This is a genomic window from Amycolatopsis silviterrae, assembly GCF_042684085.1.
Taxonomy (GTDB): Bacteria; Actinomycetota; Actinomycetes; order Mycobacteriales; family Pseudonocardiaceae; genus Amycolatopsis; species Amycolatopsis silviterrae.
The window spans coordinates 43,412-63,258 of sequence record NZ_JBHUKS010000037.1 but is presented as its reverse complement, the minus strand read 5'-3'; the positions used below and the strand labels follow the sequence as shown (position 1 = coordinate 63,258).

Below are 19,847 nucleotides of genomic sequence, written 5' to 3'. Positions count from 1 at the left end.
GCGCCAGCCGCGTGGGTGCCTCGGGGTCAGGTTCCAGGCGGCTGCCCGCACCCGCTCAGTTCAGCGGTGCGACGGGCCCGGGATAGCGCGCCGGGAACAGGCAGCTGTTCAACCCGTCCACCAGCGAACACGTCGCCGGGTGCGCGACCGGCAGATAGCCTGCTGGTACTCCGCCGTCGCGGATCAGGTCGCGGTATGCGGCCACCGCGTCGGTCGGGCGGCGGGTGAGCGAAGGATCGGTCCGTGCGTCCACTGTGTACAGTCCGAACCGCGGCTGGTAGCTGCCCCACTCGTAGTTGTCGGTGATGCTCCAGTAGTTGTAGCCGATCACCTTCATTCCATCCGCTTTCGCGCGCTGCACCCAATAGATGTGATCACGCACATGCTGCGCGCGGGTGTAGCCGTCCGGCCGGGCCGCTCCGTTGTCGGTCGGCATTCCGTTCTCCACCACATACAGCGGCAGGTCCGGGAATTTGTGCGCGTAGTAGCGAAGCGCGTAGTAGATGCCGTCCGGCTGGGGCGTAACCTTCCAGAACTCGCCGCTCGCCGCGTGCACCGCGGAGAGGTTGTCCAGGCTCGCGCCGTAGTAGTAGTCCAGGCCGGCGAAGTCGAGCTTGTCCTTGACCTGATCCACGAACTGCGTGTCGAGAATCCCTTGCACGCCAGGGATGTACGCGGCGTTGCTCGACACCGGCGCGCCCGGGTCGAGCCGGTGGATCAGGTCGTACGCGCCGCGGTGCGCGGTGACCAGCCGGCCGAACATGCCGGGAGCGTCCCATGCCCGCGGCGCCTCCTGCTCCCGTTCGCCATGCTGCTGTCGCTGATCGCGGCGTTCGGCGCCGTGCCCGCGCACGCCGGGCAAGCCGCCCCGTTCTTGTGGGGCGTGGCCACGTCGGGCTACTCGACATGCTGGTCGCCGCACTCGCCACCGACTGAACATCAGTCAGCACACGAGGCGCTCGCGCGGCCAGTTCGCGCTTGAAAGTCCTGCCGGATTGGCCAGGTCGTGGAGGCAGGCCGTACCCCGGGGAATCTTGAGCGCGCGGGAGTTTCCTAGCGGTAGCACCGTCAGAAGCTCACGATCGGCAGCATCAGGTCGGCGAAGTCCGCGACCGCCGCGTCGTCGTCCACAAAGGACTCGCACGCGCGGATCGCGGATTCCCGCACTCGACCGGATGCTTCTGGCCGTCGGCGATCCCGCGGGGAATTCCGCAGTCATCTCCGTGACGTGGACCAGTTTCGCGAACCGCACCGACGCAGACGCCTTCGAAAACCTCGAAGCGGTTCTGGGCAGCGGCGACATCACTCCACTCGCCGTCATCGCTGAAACGGAGACCATCGGAGGCCACGTAAACGACGACGTGCTCGACGCCCTTGCCGAAGTCGCAGTATGGCTTCCCAAACCGTAGTCGGCAGGTCTAGCTCTGTGCCCGCAGCTCTCAGTCCAGCGCAGGAGCGCCGGGTCGCCGCGCCCGGCACAAACACCGGCGAGAAGAGCCCAGCTTCTCCTTCCGACACCACGCCGGGCAGGAACCTGCGCATCAGCAGGCTGGAACGGCGCGCTTGTCGCCTGCAGCTCCTGAACGACTCCCCAGTGCGGAGCCGAGGCGCGCGCGTTCGACGGGCCGCTAAGTCTGGGCATCCGGATGCTCTTCGATGCCGAAGTGCCGCGAAACTGTCCGGAGGAACGTCTTCAGCGCGGGCGCGGGTTCGAGATCCGCCGACTGCACCGACGTCCCGTAGATCGGCGGGATCGGCACGCCCACGTCCTGGACGGCGATCCCCCCGGCCGCGGCGCTGACGAAATCGGCCGGGACCAGGCCGACGCCCAGCCCGGCAGCGATCAACGGCAGGGCGGTCTGCAGCGTCGTCACGCTCTGGATCCGGAGGGGCGCGTGCCCGGCGCGGCGCGCCAGTTCTTCGGCGACCTCCAGCAGACCGGGGAATCCCGGCACGGCGACGGGAACGATCCAGGTTTGCTCCACCAGGTCCGCGAGCGAGGCCCCGTCCGCCGAGCCGGCGCGGGCGGCCAGCACGAGGGGCATCTCCTTCACCATCCGGACGCGGAGTTCGGGATGCGCGGCGGCCAGGCCCGCTGTGCTGGAGGTGGCGACGAAACCCAGGTCGGCCTCGCCTTCCCGGACGCGATGGAGCACGGTGCCGGGATCGGGGTCGCTGAGTTCGACAGTGAGCCCGGGAGCGTCCTCGGCCAGCGCGACGAGCAGAGGGGCCAGGTTCGACCACGCGAACGTCGGGACCGAGGCGATCCGCAGGCGCCCGGCCTCGCCGCTGCCGAGCCGCCGGACGTCCTCGCCGAGCCGTTCCGACCAGCGCAGCAGACGGCGGCCCTGCTCCAGCAACAGCCGTCCCGCCGGGGTGAGTTCGCTGCCGCGCGCGTGCCTGCGCAGCAGCGGGGCACCGAATTCCCTTTCCAGCGCCAGGATCGCCTGGCTCAGCGGGGGCTGCGTCATGTGCAGCCGCTGCGCGGCGAGAGAGATCGAGCCCTCCTCCGCCACCGCTACGAAGTACTCGATCTTCCGCAGGTGCATAGTCGAATATTGTATGGCTTGCGCGCACTTTTGATATTTGTCATCTCGCTGGGCGAGGGCGACGCTGGCGGTGAGCCAGCCCGCGATTCCTAGGAGATCTCGCATGGTCACGGTCCATCGCCCGGGCGAGGCGCGCGCCGCCGCCCGCCACCGCACCCGCGTCACCCTGCTCGGGACGGCAGGCGGACCGCCGTGGTGGGACGGCTCCGACCGAGCCGGCATCTCCACCGTCGTCTCGGTCGGCGACGAGCACTACCTGGTGGACTGCGGCGAAGGCTGGGGCCGCCGGTTCCGCGCGGCAGGCCTGGGCCCCGCCGGGTTCCAAAGAGGGCTCGACGGCCTGCGCGGCGTGTTCGTCACCCACCACCATTCCGACCATCTCGTCGACTACCCGAACCTGCTTCTGCTGGCCTGGCACAACGGCGCGGACGGGTTGCGCCGGCCGATCCAGGTGTTCGGCCCCGGCGACCGCGGGACTCTCCCGCCGGTGTTCGCGCCCGAACGGCGGGAGCGTCCGCCGGAGGTGTTCCACCCCGAATCCCCCACCCCCGGACTGGTCGAGTCGACCGGGCGGTTGCTCGAGGCGTACGCGCTCGACATCAACGACCGCATGCGGGACAACGCGAAACCGGATCTCCGGGAGATCTTCGAGATCCGCGACATTCCGCTGCCCGAGGGCACGGGCGACGACCCGAACGGCGATCCGGCGCCGGAGATGTCCCCGTTCGAGGTCTACCGCGACGAAAACGTCCGCGTCACCGCGATCCTGGTCGACCACCGGCCGGTCTTCCCGGCTTTCGCGTTCCGGTTCGACACCGCCGGCGGCTCGGTCGTGCTCTCCGGCGACACCGGCGTGTGCGACAACCTCGTGACCATCGCCCGCGGCGCCGACCTGCTCGTGCACGAATGCATCGACCTGGACTGGGTGGAACAGCTCATCGGCCCCGGATCGGAGACGCCCGACCCGAACCTCATGCAGCACATGCTCGCCGCGCACACCTCCGTCGAAGAAGTGGGGCCGCAGGCGGAAAAAGCCGGCGTCGGCACGCTCGTGCTCACCCATCTCGTGCCCGCCAACGCCCCCGCCGGGAAATGGCGAAGGGCCCAGGCCGGGTTCTCCGGAACCCTCGTCGTCGGCGAAGACCTCATGACGCTCGGCCTGGACTAGCCCGCAGTGCTTCTCCGCCACGAAGGAGTGGATCGAGATGGCCCGAACCGAACCCCGGACCGGACCGGCGTCGTGGGGCGCCTGCCGGCGGCGCCGCTACGCCTGGCTCGTCACCTTTTCGCTGCTGCTGCTCATGATGCTCAACTGGGCGGACAAAGCCGTGCTCGGCATCGCGGCGGTGCCGATCATGCGGGAGCTCCGCCTGAGCCCGGCCGAATTCGGCCTTCTCGGCAGCGCGATGTTCGGCACGTTCGTCCTGGCCCAGGTGTTCGGCGCGCCGGTCGTGAACCGCGTGTCCGCGAAATGGGCCCTGCTCGTCCTGTGCCTGCTCTGGTCGGCGGCGCAGCTGCCGGTGCTGCTGTTCGCGACCGCACCCGCGCTGTGGGCGGGCCGCCTCCTGCTCGGTCTCGGCGAAGGACCGCTCGCGCCGGTGATGCTGCACGGGATCTACAAGTGGTTTCCGGAGAAAAAACGCGCGACCCCCGGAGCGGTCGCCTCCGCGGGCGTCACGCTCGGGATCGTCGCGTTCTCGCCGGTGCTGGCCTGGCTCACCACGGCCTACGGCTGGCGGGCGGCGTTCGCGATCCTCGCCGCGGCCGGCATGGCCTGGGCGGCGTACTGGGTCTTCTTCGGCAAGGAAGGTCCGTACGACGGCATGGAATCCGCGGGTCAGCCCGCCGAGCGCGGCACCGTCCCGTACTCGCGCACGATCTTGAACCCGACCTGGCTGCTGGCGTTGGGGACGTCCTTCTTCGGGTACTGGACCTTCACCCTCGCGATGTCGTGGGGACCAGCGTATTTCCAGACCGTACTGGGCTTTTCCGGCCAGGAAGCCGGCGTGCTGATCGCCTTGCCGTCCGTCTGGGGCACTGCCGCCATGATCGGCCTGAACGCGCTGTCCCAACGACTGCACGGACGCGGCGTGCCCACGCGTCGATCCCGGGCGTGGCTGCTGGGCGGAGGTGCCATCGTCTCCGGGAGCGCGGTGCTGGCGGCCGTGTGGGTGCACTCGCCAACGGCCGCGGTGGCATTGCTGACCATCGGCTTCGGCACCGCTCCCGCGCTGTTCCCGCTGAGCCTCCTGATCGTCACGGAGTTGACGACAGCCGCCCGCCGCGGCGCGAACCTTTCCCTGGCGAACGCAGCGCAGACCAGCGCCGGGCTCTTCGCACCAGCAGTGTCCGGCGTGCTGATCGGGAGCACGACCTCCGCCGCCCGCGGCTACCCGAGCGCGTTCATCCTGGCCGGCGCGCTGAGCCTGGGAATGGGCGTACTGTGCGCGCTGTTCGCGAACCAGCAGCGGGATCGCCGCCGCCTCGGGCTGGAAACCGCGCGAGTTCCCGCCGAGCCCTTGTCGTCGATCTGAAGTTCCGATCCGTTCGGACATCTCCGCGCGAAGCTCGGCATCATCGGCTGAGCGAATCGGCGGCGAGCAGGACGGTCGCGGTGTCGGCGCGGATGTCCCGGTCACCGCGGGGGCAACGGCCAAACGCTTGCGCCGGCCGGCTCCGCTGGTCGAGGACCTCGACTGTCCCGGCGCGGCAATCTCGGACCGCAGCGGGCGATAGGGTTGCGTTCCGCGACCGGAGGAACGACTGTGACCGCACCCGACTGGCTCACCTCGGCGCCCATCGCCCATCGTGGCCTGCACGACGAGGGCGGCGCACGGCCGGAGAACTCCCTTGCCGCCTTCGCGCACGCGGTGTCCGAGGAGGTGCCCTTCGAGTTCGACGTCCAGCTCAGCCGCGACGGCGTGCCGGTCGTGGTGCACGACGCGGACGTCGCTAGGACGACCAGCGGCGCGGGGCTCGTGTGCGAGCTGGACTGGGCTCGGCTGCGGCAGCTGCGGATCGGCGAGTCGGGAGAGCCGATCCCGCGGCTCGACGACGTGCTCGATGCGGTGGACGGCAAGGTCCCGATGGTGGTCGACGTCCGCCGCTGGGGTTTCGACCGTTCGTCGGCGCTCGAACGAGCGGTCGCGGACCGGCTGCGCGGATACTCCGGCGCGGCGGTCGTGCAGTCTTTCGACCCGTTCGCGGTCGCGCGCCTCCGGCGGCTGCTGCCGGACCGGGCGGCCGGTCAAGCGTCCGGAACGCTGCCGTCGGCCGGGCCGCTGAAAACCGTGCTGGGCCGGACGATGCTCACGAACGCTGTCGTGCGCCCGGATTTCCTCACCTACGAACTGTCCGCACTGCCGGACCCGTTCGTCTCTTTCTGGCGCGGGCCGCAGCGCCCGGTGCTCGCCTACACCGCGCATTCCCCGGCGGAGGCCGAACGGGCCGCCCGGCTCGCCGACGGCTGCTTCTTTTCCGGGTTCACCCCGGAGGCTCGGGTGTGCCGGCCGGAGCCTCGCCGCCGCCGTGCATGTCGTGGGCCGGGAACGCCAAGTCGGTGAAGAACCGGTCCGCTTCGCGCTTGCGGATGGCGAAAAGGTCCCGCGCGAACCCCCGCGTGATTTCCTGCTGCCCAGGACCCGGCCCGTCCTCGCCGGAACCGGCCGCGTCCATCCGGCCGTGCCACTCCCACCAGGCCGCGGTGATCGCGCGCTCGGTGTTGCGCAGCAGGATCCAAGACTGGTCCCACCGGTAGAACGCACGCAGCGCGGTCACCCCGGCGACGAGCACGCCCGCGGCCGAAACGATCAGGTTCCGGCCCGCGTAGTCCAGTGTGACCAGCAGCGGCAGTGCCGCGCCGACCACGATCACCGTGATCCCGCTGAGCCGGAAGAACCGCCGGTGCCACATCGCGCGCGCGTGGTAGAAGCTGCGCAGGCGCAACGCGTAAGTCTCGACCGCCGCCGCATACCCCAAGGAACGGGGATCCGGCAAAGTGTGCGGGAAAGGCGGGTGGAACTTCATGGCCATGCGTCCCCCAGGCAACCTGTCCGGCCGAAGCCGCGAATATCGCTCGCATGCTACTGAACGGGACGCATCCGGAGCGACCGCCGGGCAGCCGGGAACGCAAGCCGCAGCCGATGGATACGCCAGCACTGCGCATCCAACTCGGCCTCGATGACGGCGGTACATCGGCGAGTCGGGTCCTCCCCGAGTTGCTTGCTACGCGGACTCCCCCGTCCACCGACGCCCCGCCGTCAGCATGATCACGATGGTGACCAGAGCAGCGAGAACGATGTAGGAGGCGAAAGCCAGCGACGACCCGAAAGTCTCGTTGAGCGCGATCGCCACGATCGGCGCGGTGCCGCCCAGCCCGGACGCGGCTACGTTGTACGACAGGCCGCCGGCGCTGACCCGGAAGCGTGCCGGGAAGATCTGGCTCACGGCGAGCAGCGACGGTACGGCCAGGATGCCCTTGGCCGCGCCCAGCAGGACAGCCCCGAGAAACGCTCCCGCCGGAGTCGTGCCGGCCAGCAGGAAGCCCGGCACGACAGCGGCGGCTACGAAGAGGCAGGCGACGACGGTGGCCCGGCGCAGCCCGAGGCGGTCGACGAACGGGGCGAAGAGCAGCACGAACACCACGGCCGTCGCTGAGGATGTCGTGTTGGCGGCGTAAGCCTGAGCTTGCGAGAGCGCGTGATTCTGCTTGAGGAACGTCGCCAGGTATGAGGTCACGATCGCCGAGACGATCGACCAGGTGCCGAGGAAGGCGACGAACAGGAGGATCTTGCGCCACGAGGTCCGGAGGGCTTCGAGGACCGGCGAGGTGCGCAGCGTGGCCTTGTGCTGCCGGGACCGCTGCAGTTGCCGGAACTCCTCGCTGTCCTGGGTGTTGCGGCGCACGTAGAGGCCGATCAGCCCCATCGGGAGCGACAGCCAGAACAGCATGCGCCAGCCCCAGGTGCTCCACGCGTCCGGCGGCAGCACGGCGGACAGGCCGGTCGCCAGCAGCGTTCCGGACAGCAGGCCGGCAAGGGTCAGTGCGCTCAGCATGCCGACCGCCTTCGCTTTTCCGCCCCGGGGTCCGTGTTCGTAGACGAAGGCGATGGCGGTCGCGTGTTCCCCGCCGGTGCCCAGCGACTGGATCAACCGGCAGAGCAGGAGAAGCAGCGGCGCGGCGACGCCGATGGACGCGTAGGTCGGAATGAAACCGATCAGCGCGGTCGCGCCGCAGGTGAGGACGATAGTGAGCGACAGGGCTTTCGTCCGGCCGAAACTGTCCGCGATGTGTCCGAAGAGGACAGTTCCGAACGGGCGGGTCAGGTACGCGATCGCGAAGATCGCGTAGGCGCCCACGAGAGCCAAGGCGCTGTCGCCCGCCGGGAAGAACCGCTGGGCGATCATGGTGGCGACGACGCCGTAGACGCCCCAGTCGTACCACTCCGCGAAATTGCCCGCCGAGGCCGCGACGATCGTCCGGCGGCGGTCCCGCGCGGAGGTGGCGGCGGGCAGCTCGTCATTCGGGCAGGGGGCCGGTTTCTTGCTTGCGTCGGTGTCCATGGTCGGCTCCCTGATCGTCGTTGAGGGGATGGGGGAAGGCGAGTCCGAGTTCATCCGCGAGAGCGCGAAGGCCATGGGCGGTCGCGGAAGACAAGGGGACCCCGGCCGCGGCCGCCTCGGCGAACCGCGCCCGCTCGGGATCGCCCGGGGCGAGGACCTGGTCGACGTCGCGGGCCGGCTCGCTGCGCCGCACGTGCTCCGCGATCTCGGTCGCCCTGCGGCGGACCGCGGCGGCGTCGCCGAACACTGCCGCGTCGAGAACCAGGAAGGAATTGCCGACGGTGACGTCGGAGGCGAGGTCCGGGGCACCCGCCGAGGTGAACCCGGCGTGCCGGATGTCGCGAGTGAGCCGGGCGCCGGTCATCCCGGACGCCAGCATTTCGACCATCAGCGACAACGCCGCGCCTTTGTGCCCGCCGCTCGGCAGCACCCCGCCGGCCAGCGCGGCCGCCGGATCTCTCGTCGGCAGCCCGTCGCGGTCCACGGCCCACCCCTGCGGCAGCTCCCGGTTCTCGGCCTCGAACACCTTGATCCGCCCGCGCGAACTGACCGACTGCGCCATGTCCATGACCAGTTCCGGTTCCCGCACCCCGGGCGCGGCGAACGACATCGGGCTGTTGCCGATCCGGGGTCCGCGCCCGCCGAACGGCACCACCGACGGCGACGTGCTGCTCATCGCGAAGGCCACGAAGCCCTCCCGAGCGGCGCGCCGGGTGAAGAACGCCGCCGCGCCGAAATGCGCCACCCGCGTCACGCCGCCGAAAGCGACCCCGGTCTCGCGGGCTTTCGCCATCAGCCGGTCGACGGTGCGCACCCCGACCGGAACCCCGAAGCCACCGTCCGCGTCGACCAGGACCGCGGACGGAGCGTCGGCGAGAACTTCCTCCCGTGGCACGGGATTCACCTGCCCGGCCCGGAGCTGGGCCGCGTAGGCCGGCAGCCGGGTCAGCCCGTGCGTGGCCACGCCCGTCGCGTCCGCCTCGACGAGCGAGCGGGCCAGGAGCCCGGCGTCGTCCGGGCGCATTCCGGTGGCGAGCAGGACGTCGCGGGCGAAGCCCTCCAGCGCGTCCAAGCCATAGGCCGCGTTCACGGGCGCCTCTTGCAGAACAGCCGCTGCCCGGCGTCGAGCAGTTGCACGTCCGAGTCGGCGAAGTCCGCGTAGTGCACGATCACCGCCTCCTGGGTCTGCGGGACCACCGACGAGTGCGGCGTGTGCGCGATGACCGCGTGGACGAGATCGTCGTCCAGGCCGGCTTCGAGCATCCAGTGCGCGCCAAGAAAACCGTGCTGGAACCGTCGTCCGACCTGGGACCATTGTCCCCCGCCTCCCGGGGCGGGTTCGAATTCGTGGATCTTGCAGACGTCGTGCAGCAGCGCGATCGCCAGCACCGCGTCGCGGTCCACCGGCACCTCGTGCAGTTCGGCGACCGTGTCGGCCATCTGCGCGGACATCCGGGCCACCGCCCGGGTGTGCACGGCCAGCGTCCGGCGGCGCGGCAGGTCGACCGACTTCGGGACGTCGGAAAGCCGTTGCCAGGCGCTGGACCGCCAGGCCCGGACCCAGACCTCCAGGACGCTGTCGTGCAAGTCCTTCCGGGAGATCTCGTCGACTTCGGGGAGCACGTCGCGGACCAGGTCCGCCGTGCGGGCTTCGGGATACATCAAGCGCCAATCTGTCGCCACTTTGCTCGTGCGATGGCGACCATAAGCCTCGTCCGGCCGAGTTGGCAAGCAAACTGGCGACAGATTGACCGCTCGACACTTGGTGCCGCACTTCCCGGGAGCGGGATACAGTGCGGTCATGCACGCGCAGGAACCGGCCGGGATCACCGAAGCTCTGGCGGCTTCGCCCAGCCTCGACGGGCACGGCGACCTGGTCCGGGACATGGCGGCCGCGCTGGCCAGGGAGATCATCGAGGGCGAACTGCCGAGCGGATACCAGCTGACGTCCGCGGAACTCGGCAGGCGGTTCGGCACCAGCCGGACGCCCGTGCGGGAAGCGCTCGGGGTGCTGCAGCGCGAAGGCCTGGTGGAGATCGAGCCCCGGCGCCGCCCCCGAGTGGCGACACTTTCCCTCGGCGAGGTCCGCGATCTCTACGAGATCCGGGCCGGGCTCTACGCGCTGATCGCGGGCGCGGTGGCCGAGCGGACGCCCGACGACGAGATCGCCCTGCTCGGCGAGCCGCTCGCCCGGCTCCGGCAGGCTCGCGACGGCGGCGACGTGCAGGCGTATTTCTATGCCACGGTGGACTTCCGCCGCGTCGAGGCCGCGATCTGCCCCAACCGCCGGGTCGGGCCGCTGATGGACTCTCTCGGCCTGCGGACCTACCGCCTCCGCAGTTTCGGCCTGTCCCTCCCCGGCCGGCTCGAAGTCTCGTGCCGGGACTACGGCTACCTCGTCGACGCCTACCAGGCACGCGACAGCGGCTTGGCGCAAGCGGTCACCCGGTCGCTCATGTCGAAGGCGCTCGCGGCGATCGAGAAACACTGGAGCCGCCTCGCCGAACCGGCTCCTGCCGCGCGTCTCGGCCCGGTGCCGCCGGACTGACCCCTATAGCGGCATTGGCCGGATCCGGCGCTGGCGACGGGAGCGAGCTTGTCGTCTGCAGAAACGGTAACCCGGGCATCAATCAGGCATTTCGACAGCAGTGGCGTCCTTTATGGACAGTCGGCGAGCTGAGGCCGTATCCGCCAGTGCCCGGCGCCGTCGACGCGCATCGATTCGAACAACTCGTTCGGCACGTCGCGGAGGAAGTTCGGCTGCCCCCTATCCGCCGGTCTGGCCATCAGTACCCGACAACGTTTCCGCCATGCGTTCGGCAAGCCGCAACGTCCGCCGGTCGTCGAACCGTCCACCTTGGACAGTCAGCCCGACCGGAAGACCAGGGGTGGCCAGCGGAAAGGTGACCATCGGCGCCCCGAGCATCGCGCCTGGCGTCGTGTTCCGGGTGTACAGCTCGAAGGCGTCCACGCGGCTGCCCAGGTGCTCCACCGACCCATCGCAGTCGACGGGCGGAGCCGGTGCGGGGGTGGCGGGAAACGCGAGCGCGTCGAGTGCGTGCTTATGCAGCAGTTCTGCGTAGCACGCTCGCGCTTGGTCGGTTTGCCGTTGGGCGACCGCGTACTGGTCGGGCGACACCGGGGACGCCACCTCGGCTTTCAGGATCTGCCGGACGTCCGGGCTGCGCACCTCAGCGACCAGCCGGGCAAACGCTTGCTCCGCGTTCAGGCCCAGGGCGCGGGCGGCGACGTCGCCGAGCAGCCGGCGGGCTTCCCAGCAGACGATCGGCATCGCCGCCGCGTGGCTCAGCTCCCAGACGTCCCCGAGGTCCACCGGCACCAGCTCGACGGTGCCTGCGAGAGCGGCCAAAGCCGGTTCGATCGCGGCTCGCGTGGTGGCGTGCAGGTCGCGGAGCAGTTCGGCGGGCACCCCGATCCGGGGGCGCGGGAGGTCCGGCTCCGGGGTTCCGCCGACCACGGTCTGGTCGATCTCGGCGAGGCGGCGCACCGAGCGCGCGAAGATTCCGGTCGTGTCCCGTGTCCACGACAGGCCGACGATGCCCGCGGTCGGCCAGCGTCCGGTGCTGGGGCGGAATCCCGCGACCCCGCACAGGCTGGCCGGGATCGAGATCGAGCCCCCGGTGTCCGTGCCCAGCGCGACCTCGGCGTGGCCGCGCGCTACGACCGCGGCGCTGCCGCCCGAGGATCCCCCTGCCGAGTGACCCGGCTGGGCAGGCAGGCGCACCGCGCCGTAGGAGGTGTTGCGCGAAGTGATCCCGAAGGCGAGTTCGTGCATGTTCGCCATGCCCACGACGACCGCGCCAGAACGGCGCAGCAGCGCGACAACCGGGGCGTCAGCCTCTTCTGGTGCGATGTCCAGCAGCGCGCATCCCGCGGATCGGCGCAGTCCGCGCACCGCGATGTTCGCCTTCACCGCGAGCGGGTACGGCTTCTCGCCCGCCAACGGCAGCTGGGCCGCGATTTCTTCGGCGGTACAGGTTTGCGTCCACTCTCCGGGTTCTGGTCGTTCGACCGCGTCCAGGACGGTGAGGTCGGCACTGGCCGACGAGGTAAGCGGCATCCGGGGCTCCTTTGCGGCGAATGAGGCTTATCCGGGAGTCTCGGCATGCCGCGCGGTCTCCGCCATCGTTATTTCTGACGATGGCGCAGGTGGTGCGCCGCCAGAGCCGCGCGGTTGGTGGCGCCGGTCTTGGCGAACGCGTTGCTCAGGTGGGTCCGCAGAGTCGGCGGCGCGATGCCGAGGGCCGCGGCGATCTGCTTGTCGCTGTACCCCTCCGCGACCAGCTCCGCGACCTGGGTTTCGCGCCGGGACAACGGCTTCTGGCCGGACGGGGTCTCCCGGGGCCAGGTTCGCGCGACCAGGTTCCCGAACGATTGCAGGACCTGCGCGTCCGCCTCGGTGAAGGCGCGGCCGCCGCGTCCCCGCCACACTCGCAGGTCCACGGAGCCGGGACCGGCACCGGCCGGGAAGTAGTTCATGCCGTGGTACATGCCGCCGCGATGCAGGAAGTCGTGGACGAACTCGGCGGAGAAACCGGCGGCCGGAGTGACCCGCGTAGCGCAGCCTCGCGCGAAAAGGCGCGGGGTCAGGTCGTCGACGTGCCGAAAATGCCGGTGGTAGGCGCGAAGCGCGTCGTCACCGAGGTCGAGCTGGACTGGATCGGCGTACGGTCCGGACGCATCGCAGACGAAGGAGGCGAAGACGTCCGCCTTCAGGATGCGGCGCAGGACATCGCCCAGCAGAAGGCGCTTCGTCTTCTGCGGCGAGTCCGAGAGCACGATGTCGATCGCTTCGCACGTCAGTGCGTACTCCTGGCCCATCAGGACTTCCGTTTCCGCTGGGTCGGCTCGGCGCTGGCCCACGACTCTCGCACATGCCCGATGTGGGTGCGCATCAGTTTCTCGACCAGTCCGGGATTTCCGCCGGAAATCGCGTCGAGGATCGCGTGGTGCTCGCGGGCGGACTCCTCGAGTTCGCCGCGCTCGGACAACGCGGCGAGGCCGTACAGGCGGGTATGCGCCCGCAGGTCGGAGATCAGGGAGGTCGCGCGGGCGTTTCCGGCGTACTCCAGCAGCCTGAGGTGGAACGCCCGGTCCGCCTCGGTGTACGCGATCAGGTCGCCCGCGGCCGCGCCGTCGACGATGGCCTGGGCCATTGCGCGAAGTTCGGACAGGTCGCCGTCGGGGATGTGCGCGCGGGCGACCAGCGACGGTTCGATCAGCAGGCGAAGCTCGGTGATCTGGTCCAGTTCGCTCTCGGCCATCTCGGTGACCCGGTAGCCCTTGTTCGGGACGGTCTCGACCAGGCCTTCGCGGACCAGGTCGAGCATCGCTTCGCGCACCGGGGTGGCGGATACCCCGAACCGCTTGGCCAGCTCCGGCGCGGAGTAGACGGTGCCGGGTTCGAGTTCGCCGGCCACGACGGCCGCGCGGAGGGCGCGCAAGACCCGTTCTCGGAGTGTCGTCTTCTCGAACTCCTGGATGTTCGCGCTCATCCGTCACCTTCTTCGTCCGGACCCATCCTAGTGAGGTCGTCCGACGCGAGGCGTTCCAGCGACACCGGCATCGCGATCGACCGCTGGGACATCGGCGCGAGATCGTTGCCGCACAAGGGTTTTCCGTTGTCTTGGGTGAGCTTGGCCGAGGCGAATCCGCATACGCGGCCCTGGCACCAGCCCATCCCGGGGCGCGCCAGGAGCTTCGCGGTCCGCGCGTCGACGGCTCCCAGGTCCTGGCACGCGTCGCGGATGTCCTGGACGGTGACCTCTTCGCACCGGCACACCGTGGTGTCCGGCTCAAGCCAGTCCTGCCAGCCCGCAGGCACGGGGTGCGCGCGATGCATGGCGGCTGCGAACGCTCTCCCCCGCCGGACCTGGCGTTGGAGGCGCTCGGCGCGTCGGCGGTCCACGGGGCGGCCGTGATCCCTGGCGGCGGCCAGGCCCGCGATCTCGCCTTCGGCAAGCGCGAGGAGCGCCCCGCCGACTCCGGTGGCCTCGCCTGCGGCATAGACCCCGGCGACATCGGTGCGTTGCCAGGCGTCGACCACGGCGACCAGCGACTCGTCCAGATCGACGCGGGTGGCAGCTCCCGCGGCGAGGACCAGCTCAAGGGACGGGGTGAATCCCCACCCCAGAGCGACCAGGTCGACCCCGTTGATCGTCTCGCCGCGGCCAGTCGGGTTTCCGGCGCGATCGACCTTGCGAAGCCGCACCGAGTCGACCTTCTCGCTGCCTTCGATGGCAGCCACGATCGTGCGCGCCCGGAAGGGAATGCGGTGCCGCGCGAAGGCAGCAGCGTACGACGCGGCTTCGGCCATTTTGGACGGAACAGCCAGGGCATCGAGCGGTGTCCGCAGCCAGCCTGTGAGGCCGTTCGCGTCGCAGACGACGACTTCCGCGCCTGCTTCCGCGAGTTGCCGGGCTACTGGAAGCAGGAAAGGCCCGGTGCCCGCGACGACGGCTCGCCGACCGGGGAGGCTTCCGTGGGCCTTCACCAGGGCCTGGACTCCGCCCGCCGCCATGACCCCGGGGAGGTCCCAGCCCGGGATCGGCAGCTGGCGGTCGTAGGCGCCCGGGCACAGGATCAGGGAACGTGCGCGGAGGACCGGCGGGGCTTCGGTGCGCACGCTGTCGTGGGTAGGGGCCAGGTGGAGGCGATGGTCTCCGGTAGCGGGTTCGAAGAGCCAGGCCTGGTGTTCCGGATGATGGTCGACGTCGATCAGGCAGCGGCGCAGCGACTCGAAGGTCGCGCCGGGCGACTTGGCTCCCTCCTGATCGCTCGGCCGGCGCCAGTACTGGCCGCCGATCTGCGCCGAGGCGTCGACAAGCGCCACGCGCAGGCCGCTTTCGGACGCTGCGGCTGCGGCGGCGAGGCCGCTGGGACCGCCGCCGACCACGACCACGTCGTAGCTACTCATCGGAGTCGCTCCGAAGCACCATGCCATCCCGGACGGGCACCAGGCAGGCCCGCTGGTCCGGCTGGTCGTCCACGGTGATCAGGCAGTCGAAGCAGACGCCGATCCCGCAGAACAGGCCCCTCGGCCGTCCGGCGCGGCGAGTCGTCCGCCAGGAGCGCACCCCGGCGTCGGTGAGTGCCGCGCCGACACTCTGCCCGGCCGATGCGGTGAGCGGCCGACCGTCGAAGGTCAGCGTCACGGTCGTGGTCACGAGGCCTCCATCACGGCGAATCGTTCGGGTGCGAAGGGCGAAAGGTCGATGTCGGTCGCCTCGCCGAGGAGCGATTGGACGAGGATTTTCGCGGTGCCAGCGGAAAGCCCGATGCCAGCGCCCTCGTGGCCCGCCGCGTGCCACAGGCCGGGTGCCCGCGGATCCGGGCCGATGACCGGGAGGTGATCGGGGCAGTACGGACGGAACCCCAGGTAGCTGCGCATGACCTTGGTCCGGCGCAGCGACGGGTAGAGCACGAGCGCCTTCGCGGCGATCTCCCGGAGTGCCTGCGGCGAAACGGAACGGTCGAAGCCCACCCGCTCGCGGGAGGAGCCGATGAGAACCGTTCCGGACTGCGTTCCCTCGACCACCGTTGACGTTTGGAGCCCTTCGTCGGAACTTTGGGTGCTGGCGACGTACTCCCCGGCGTACACCTTGTGGAACACGGTCGGCGGCAAAGGTTGCGTGACGAGAATGAAGCCCCGGCGCGGCAGAATCGGGACGTCCACGCCGGCGAGCGCGGCGACCTCGCCGGCCCAGGTTCCCGCGGCGTTGACGACGCATCCGCCGTACCGGTCTCCGCGATCGGTCCGGACGCCGAGAATCCGGTCGCCGTCTCGGAGAAAGCCGGTGACCCGGGTGCCGGTGCGTACCTCGGCGCCGCGCTCGCGTGCCATCCGGAGCAGATGAGCCGCCGCCAGCATGGGCTGCACCTGGCAGTCCTGCGGATAAAACGCTGCCCCGGAAAGGTCTCGGGTCAAATGCGGCTCGTACTCGGGAACCGCGTCCGGAGCCAGGTCGAGCACCTCGACCCCGGCAATGCGTTGCCGCTCGGTGAGCTGCGCCAGCCCGGCCGCGGACTCCACAGTGGACGAAACCACCAGCCCGCCCTTCTGCTCGAACTCCCAGAGCGAGCCGTGTTCGCCAAGCTCCTCGCGCCAGACAGCCAGCGACAAGAGCGCGAGATCGAGTTCTGGACCGGCTTCTTTGTCTGAGACCAGCAAATTCCCTTCGCACCTGCTGGTCGTGCCGCTGGCCACCTGTCCCTGTTCGACGACTTCGACGGAAAGGCCCGCCCGGGTGGCGAACCACGCCGTGGCGGCACCGAGCGCGCCGGCACCGACGATCAGGACGTCCGGCGTCGTCACAGCTCGAACCCGGCGGGGAACGGATCGGTCGGGTCGAGCATGTACTGCGCGGTGCCGGTGATCCAGGCGCGTCCGGTGATTGTCGGGACGACGGCCGGAATTCCGCCGACCGTCGTTTCCTCGACCAGCCTCCCGGTGAATGTGGTGCCGATAAAGGACTCGTTGACGAAATCGTTGCCGAGGGCCAATTCTCCGCGTGCGTGCAGCTGAGCCATCCGGGCGCTCGTCCCGGTGCCGCAGGGCGAACGGTCGAACCATCCGGGGTGAATGGCCATGGCGTGCCGCGAATGTTTCGCATCGGACCCTGGCGCCTTGAGGTAAACGTGGTGGCATCCGGAGATGTCCGGTCGTTCGGGATGCTGGGGAGCGTTGTGCTCGTTGATCGCGCTCATGATCTTCAGCCCGGCGTCGAGCAGTTCGTTCTTGGCCTTCCGGTCGAACGGCAGGCCCAAGTCGTCGAGGTCGACGATCGCGTAGAAGTTCCCGCCGAACGCGATGTCGTACCGCACGTCCCCGAAGCCGGGAACCGCGACGCTCGCGTCGAGAGCCAGCGAAAAGGACGGCACGTTGCGAATCGTGACCGACGTGGCCTTCCCGTCCTCGACGGCGACCTCCGCGACCACCAGACCGGCAGGCGTTTCCAGCCGGACGGTGGTCACCGGCTCGACGACCGGCACCATCCCGGTTTCGACCAGGACCGTCGCCGTCCCGATCGTGCCGTGCCCGCACATCGGCAGCAGGCCGGAGACCTCGATGAACAGCACCCCGTAATCGGCGTCCGGCCGCGTCGGCGGCTGCAGGATGCTCCCGCTCATCGCGGAATGCCCGCGCGGCTCGCACATGAGGAAGGTGCGCAGGTCGTCGGCGTTCTCCTGGAACCACACCCGGCGTTCGGCCATACTCGCGCCGGGGAACACGCCGACCCCGCCGGTCACGACGCGGGTCGGCATTCCTTCGGTGTGGGAATCGACCGCGTGGATGATCCGCGTCGTCCTCATCGGTTCTCGCCTCCTCTTCCGGGAATCAGCAGTAGCCCTTGTCGAGCGCCGCCTTCGTAGCAGCGGTCACCCGGTCCGCGGCGGCGCCGGTCAGGGCGTGGCGGGGCGGACGGCACGCGCCGCCCTTCCGTCCGGCCAGGTCCATCGAAGCCTTGATCGCCTGGACGAACTCGGTCTTGGAATCCCAGCGCAGCAACGGATGCAGATCCCGGTACAACGGGAGCGCCGCGTGCGCTTGCCCCGACGTCGCCAGGTCGTAGAGCTTCTTGGACGCAACCGGCAGCGCGTTCGGATATCCGGCGATCCAGCCGACCGCCCCGGCGATGCCGAGTTCGAGCACCACGTCGTCGCTGCCGACCAGCACGTCGAGCCCCGGAGCCAGCTCGGCGATCTCGTAGGCGCGCCGGACGTCGCCGGTGAACTCCTTGACCGCCACGATCAATCCTTCGGCGAAGAGCCGCGCGAGCAGGTCGGGGGTCAAGTCGACCTTGGTGTCGTACGGGTTGTTGTAGGCCACGATCGGAAGGCCCACCGCGGCGGCAGCGCGATAGTGCTCGACGACCGTGTCCGCGTCGGCCCGGTAGGCGTTGGGCGGGAGCAGCAGCACCGACTGCGCGCCGGCTTGTGCCGCCTGCTCGATCCATCGGCAGGTCTCGGCCGAGCCGTACGCGGCGACCCCGGGCATGATCCCGAAACCGTCCGGCGACGCCGAGACCGCGACCTCGACGACGCGCGCCCGCTCCTCGGCGGTGAGGGTCTGGTACTCCCCCAGCGAACCGTTGGGAGTCACGCCGTCCATGCCGTTTTCGGAGAGCCACCGGACGTGCTCGGCGAAGCCGTCGTAGTCCACCGAGAGATCGTCGTCGAACGGCAGCGCGGTCGCGACGTGGATGCCGCGCCAAGGTCGGTCGGCGGTGCGCATCGAGCCTCCCAGTGTGTCATGTGACATTGCACTGACTCTGGCAGGTCGCGTCTCCCTCGCGCAACCCTCGGCCGGTGCGGCAGCGCTTCGGCCGCTGCCGCACCGGGTCCGGTCTCAGCGCACCCGCAGCCGCTTCCGTGCGAAGACCAGCGCGGCGAGGCTCAGCACCGCCAGCGCCATCACGTAGTAGCTCGGCGCCAGATTGCTCCCGGTGACCTCGATCAGCCAGATCACCACCAGCGGCGTGAACCTGCCGAACAGCGACGCGGTGATGTTGTAGCTGACCGACAGCCCGGTCGCGCGGGTCCGGGTCGGGAAGACGTCGGCCATCATCGTGCCCAGCGGGCCGACGTACCAGACCTTGACCAGGCCGATCGCGGCCATCACCGCGGTCATCACGGCGAACGTCGGCTGGCTGTTCAGCGCGAGGAACAGCGGGAAGATCGCCAGCAGCATCACCGAACAGGCCGCCGCCATCAGCGGGATCCGGCCGGTGCGGTCGGACAGCCGCCCGGCGACCGGCGCGAGCACGGTCAGCACGATCTGGGTGACGATCGTCGTGGTGAAGGCCAGCGATTTGGGCAGGCCGAGGTTCCGGATGGCGAAGGTCGGCATGTAGATGATGAGGTAGCTGATCGCCGTCGACACCGCCATCGCGCCCATCGCGACCAGGATCCGGGTCTTCTGCGAGCGCAGCACCTCCCGCAGCGGGGAGCCCGCCGCGTCCTGTTCGAACGCCGGGGATTCCTCCACGTGCCTGCGAAGGTAGTAGCCGATCGGCGCGATGAGCAGGCCGAAGGCGAACGGGATCCGCCAGCCCCACGACCCGAGCTGCTGGTCGGTCAGCACCGCGCTCAGCACGGCGGCGAACACGATGCCCAGCAGCGTGCTCAGCCCCTGGCTCGCCGCGCCCCAGCTGCCCATGAACCCGCGCCGTTTCCGGTTGCTCTCCACCAGGTACGCGGTCGCGCTGCCGAATTCGCCGCCCGCCGAGAATCCCTGCAGCAGGTTGGCGAACACGAGCCCGATCGGCGCCGCGATCCCGATCGTCGCGTAGTTCGGCATGACCGCGATCAGCAGCGAGGCGACCGCCATGATCCGGATCGACCACACCAGCGCGGCTTTGCGGCCCGCGCGGTCGGCGTATGACCCGAGGATCATCCCGCCGAACGGGCGGATCAGGTAGGCGACCGCGACGCTCGCGAAGGCCAGCATCAGCGAGACCGCCGGGTCGGTCGCGGGGAAGAACTGTTTCGCCAGCACGTCGGCGAACAACGTGTAGGCCCCGAGGCTGAACCATTCCAGGGTGTTGCCGATCGTGGCCGCCAGCACGATCCGGGACGAGCGCGGCGAGGGACGGTCTTCAGCCGGATTGTCTTGCGTGGCGGGGGAATCCGGGGCGGGGATCGACATGATCGCCTCCGAGGCGATAGCGGTTCGGCGTCATTGGTGAATCGCGGTTCCCGGCACAGCGGCCGGGA

The 19,847-nt window shown here is 69.9% G+C and carries 20 protein-coding genes and 1 pseudogene; 5 read left to right on the top strand and 16 right to left on the bottom strand.

The window, feature by feature from the left end:
- Positions 1-55: 55 nt before the first annotated feature.
- Positions 56-763: a family 1 glycosylhydrolase gene (locus tag ACFSVL_RS43235; protein ID WP_378313440.1), complete on the bottom strand. Its 708-nt coding sequence runs from the start codon at positions 761-763 to the stop codon at positions 56-58.
- A gap of 412 nt (positions 764-1,175) precedes the next feature.
- On the opposite strand from ACFSVL_RS43235, the gene ACFSVL_RS43230 reads away from it, so the two are divergent.
- Complete coding sequence (locus ACFSVL_RS43230; RefSeq protein WP_378313438.1) at positions 1,176-1,409, top strand: hypothetical protein; 234 nt, start codon at positions 1,176-1,178, stop codon at positions 1,407-1,409.
- A gap of 219 nt (positions 1,410-1,628) precedes the next feature.
- Here the strand turns inward: ACFSVL_RS43230 and ACFSVL_RS43225 are convergent, their stop codons facing one another.
- Positions 1,629-2,549: a LysR family transcriptional regulator gene (locus ACFSVL_RS43225; RefSeq protein ID WP_378313436.1), complete on the bottom strand. Its 921-nt coding sequence runs from the start codon at positions 2,547-2,549 to the stop codon at positions 1,629-1,631.
- A gap of 103 nt (positions 2,550-2,652) precedes the next feature.
- On the opposite strand from ACFSVL_RS43225, the gene ACFSVL_RS43220 reads away from it, so the two are divergent.
- From ACFSVL_RS43220 to ACFSVL_RS43210, 3 genes are all read left to right on the top strand, one after another.
- Positions 2,653-3,717, top strand: a complete 1,065-nt coding sequence (locus tag ACFSVL_RS43220) for an MBL fold metallo-hydrolase (RefSeq protein WP_378313434.1) — start codon at positions 2,653-2,655, stop codon at positions 3,715-3,717.
- Between the two features lie 37 nt (positions 3,718-3,754).
- A complete protein-coding gene (locus ACFSVL_RS43215) occupies positions 3,755-5,083 on the top strand; it encodes an MFS transporter (protein ID WP_378313432.1) in 1,329 nt (442 codons plus the stop codon).
- A 231-nt stretch (positions 5,084-5,314) separates the two neighbouring features.
- Positions 5,315-6,112, top strand: a complete 798-nt coding sequence (locus ACFSVL_RS43210) for a glycerophosphodiester phosphodiesterase family protein (protein WP_378313430.1) — start codon at positions 5,315-5,317, stop codon at positions 6,110-6,112.
- Here the strand turns inward: ACFSVL_RS43210 and ACFSVL_RS43205 are convergent.
- From ACFSVL_RS43205 to ACFSVL_RS43190, 4 genes are all read right to left on the bottom strand, one after another.
- Positions 6,033-6,575 (bottom strand): DUF4231 domain-containing protein, encoded by a 543-nt coding sequence (locus ACFSVL_RS43205; protein ID WP_378313428.1) that lies wholly within the window; start codon positions 6,573-6,575, stop codon positions 6,033-6,035. The two genes, ACFSVL_RS43210 and ACFSVL_RS43205, sit on opposite strands and share 80 nt — an antisense overlap.
- A gap of 198 nt (positions 6,576-6,773) precedes the next feature.
- Positions 6,774-8,111 carry an MFS transporter gene (locus ACFSVL_RS43200; RefSeq protein WP_378313426.1) on the bottom strand — a complete coding sequence of 446 codons (1,338 nt, stop codon included), beginning with the start codon at positions 8,109-8,111 and terminating at the stop codon, positions 6,774-6,776.
- The gene (locus ACFSVL_RS43195) at positions 8,068-9,201 is read right to left on the bottom strand and encodes an Ldh family oxidoreductase (RefSeq protein WP_378313424.1); all 1,134 of its coding nucleotides are present in this window, start codon (positions 9,199-9,201) and stop codon (positions 8,068-8,070) included. Before ACFSVL_RS43195 ends, ACFSVL_RS43200 begins: the two co-directional genes overlap by 44 nt.
- Entirely contained in the window at positions 9,198-9,773 is a 576-nt protein-coding gene (locus tag ACFSVL_RS43190; protein ID WP_378313423.1) for an HD domain-containing protein, read from the bottom strand. The genes ACFSVL_RS43195 and ACFSVL_RS43190 overlap by 4 nt, the downstream gene beginning before the upstream one ends.
- Positions 9,774-9,912: 139 nt before the next feature.
- On the opposite strand from ACFSVL_RS43190, the gene ACFSVL_RS43185 reads away from it, so the two are divergent.
- The gene (locus ACFSVL_RS43185; protein WP_378313421.1) at positions 9,913-10,659 is read left to right on the top strand and encodes a GntR family transcriptional regulator; all 747 of its coding nucleotides are present in this window, start codon (positions 9,913-9,915) and stop codon (positions 10,657-10,659) included.
- A gap of 137 nt (positions 10,660-10,796) precedes the next feature.
- On the opposite strand, the pseudogene ACFSVL_RS43180 reads toward ACFSVL_RS43185, so the two are convergent.
- From ACFSVL_RS43180 to ACFSVL_RS43135, 10 genes and pseudogenes are all read right to left on the bottom strand, one after another.
- Positions 10,797-10,868 (bottom strand): annotated as a pseudogene (locus ACFSVL_RS43180) (carbohydrate ABC transporter permease); the annotation flags it as partial.
- Between the two features lie 10 nt (positions 10,869-10,878).
- Positions 10,879-12,192 carry an amidase family protein gene (locus ACFSVL_RS43175; RefSeq protein WP_378313420.1) on the bottom strand — a complete coding sequence of 438 codons (1,314 nt, stop codon included), beginning with the start codon at positions 12,190-12,192 and terminating at the stop codon, positions 10,879-10,881.
- A gap of 68 nt (positions 12,193-12,260) precedes the next feature.
- Entirely contained in the window at positions 12,261-12,953 is a 693-nt protein-coding gene (locus tag ACFSVL_RS43170) for a helix-turn-helix transcriptional regulator (protein WP_378313419.1), read from the bottom strand.
- Positions 12,953-13,627 carry a GntR family transcriptional regulator gene (locus tag ACFSVL_RS43165; RefSeq protein ID WP_378313417.1) on the bottom strand — a complete coding sequence of 225 codons (675 nt, stop codon included), beginning with the start codon at positions 13,625-13,627 and terminating at the stop codon, positions 12,953-12,955. Before ACFSVL_RS43165 ends, ACFSVL_RS43170 begins: the two co-directional genes overlap by 1 nt.
- Positions 13,624-15,048: an FAD/NAD(P)-dependent oxidoreductase gene (locus ACFSVL_RS43160; RefSeq protein WP_378313415.1), complete on the bottom strand. Its 1,425-nt coding sequence runs from the start codon at positions 15,046-15,048 to the stop codon at positions 13,624-13,626. The genes ACFSVL_RS43165 and ACFSVL_RS43160 overlap by 4 nt, the downstream gene beginning before the upstream one ends.
- Positions 15,041-15,298 carry a (2Fe-2S)-binding protein gene (locus ACFSVL_RS43155; RefSeq protein ID WP_378313413.1) on the bottom strand — a complete coding sequence of 86 codons (258 nt, stop codon included), beginning with the start codon at positions 15,296-15,298 and terminating at the stop codon, positions 15,041-15,043. Before ACFSVL_RS43155 ends, ACFSVL_RS43160 begins: the two co-directional genes overlap by 8 nt.
- Positions 15,295-16,446, bottom strand: a complete 1,152-nt coding sequence (locus ACFSVL_RS43150) for an NAD(P)/FAD-dependent oxidoreductase (protein ID WP_378313411.1) — start codon at positions 16,444-16,446, stop codon at positions 15,295-15,297. Before ACFSVL_RS43150 ends, ACFSVL_RS43155 begins: the two co-directional genes overlap by 4 nt.
- Complete coding sequence (locus ACFSVL_RS43145; protein ID WP_378313410.1) at positions 16,443-17,444, bottom strand: proline racemase family protein; 1,002 nt, start codon at positions 17,442-17,444, stop codon at positions 16,443-16,445. Before ACFSVL_RS43145 ends, ACFSVL_RS43150 begins: the two co-directional genes overlap by 4 nt.
- 25 nt (positions 17,445-17,469) lie before the next feature.
- Positions 17,470-18,366: a dihydrodipicolinate synthase family protein gene (locus ACFSVL_RS43140; protein ID WP_378313408.1), complete on the bottom strand. Its 897-nt coding sequence runs from the start codon at positions 18,364-18,366 to the stop codon at positions 17,470-17,472.
- A 114-nt stretch (positions 18,367-18,480) separates the two neighbouring features.
- Complete coding sequence (locus ACFSVL_RS43135; protein ID WP_378313406.1) at positions 18,481-19,779, bottom strand: MFS transporter; 1,299 nt, start codon at positions 19,777-19,779, stop codon at positions 18,481-18,483.
- Positions 19,780-19,847: the final 68 nt, after the last annotated feature.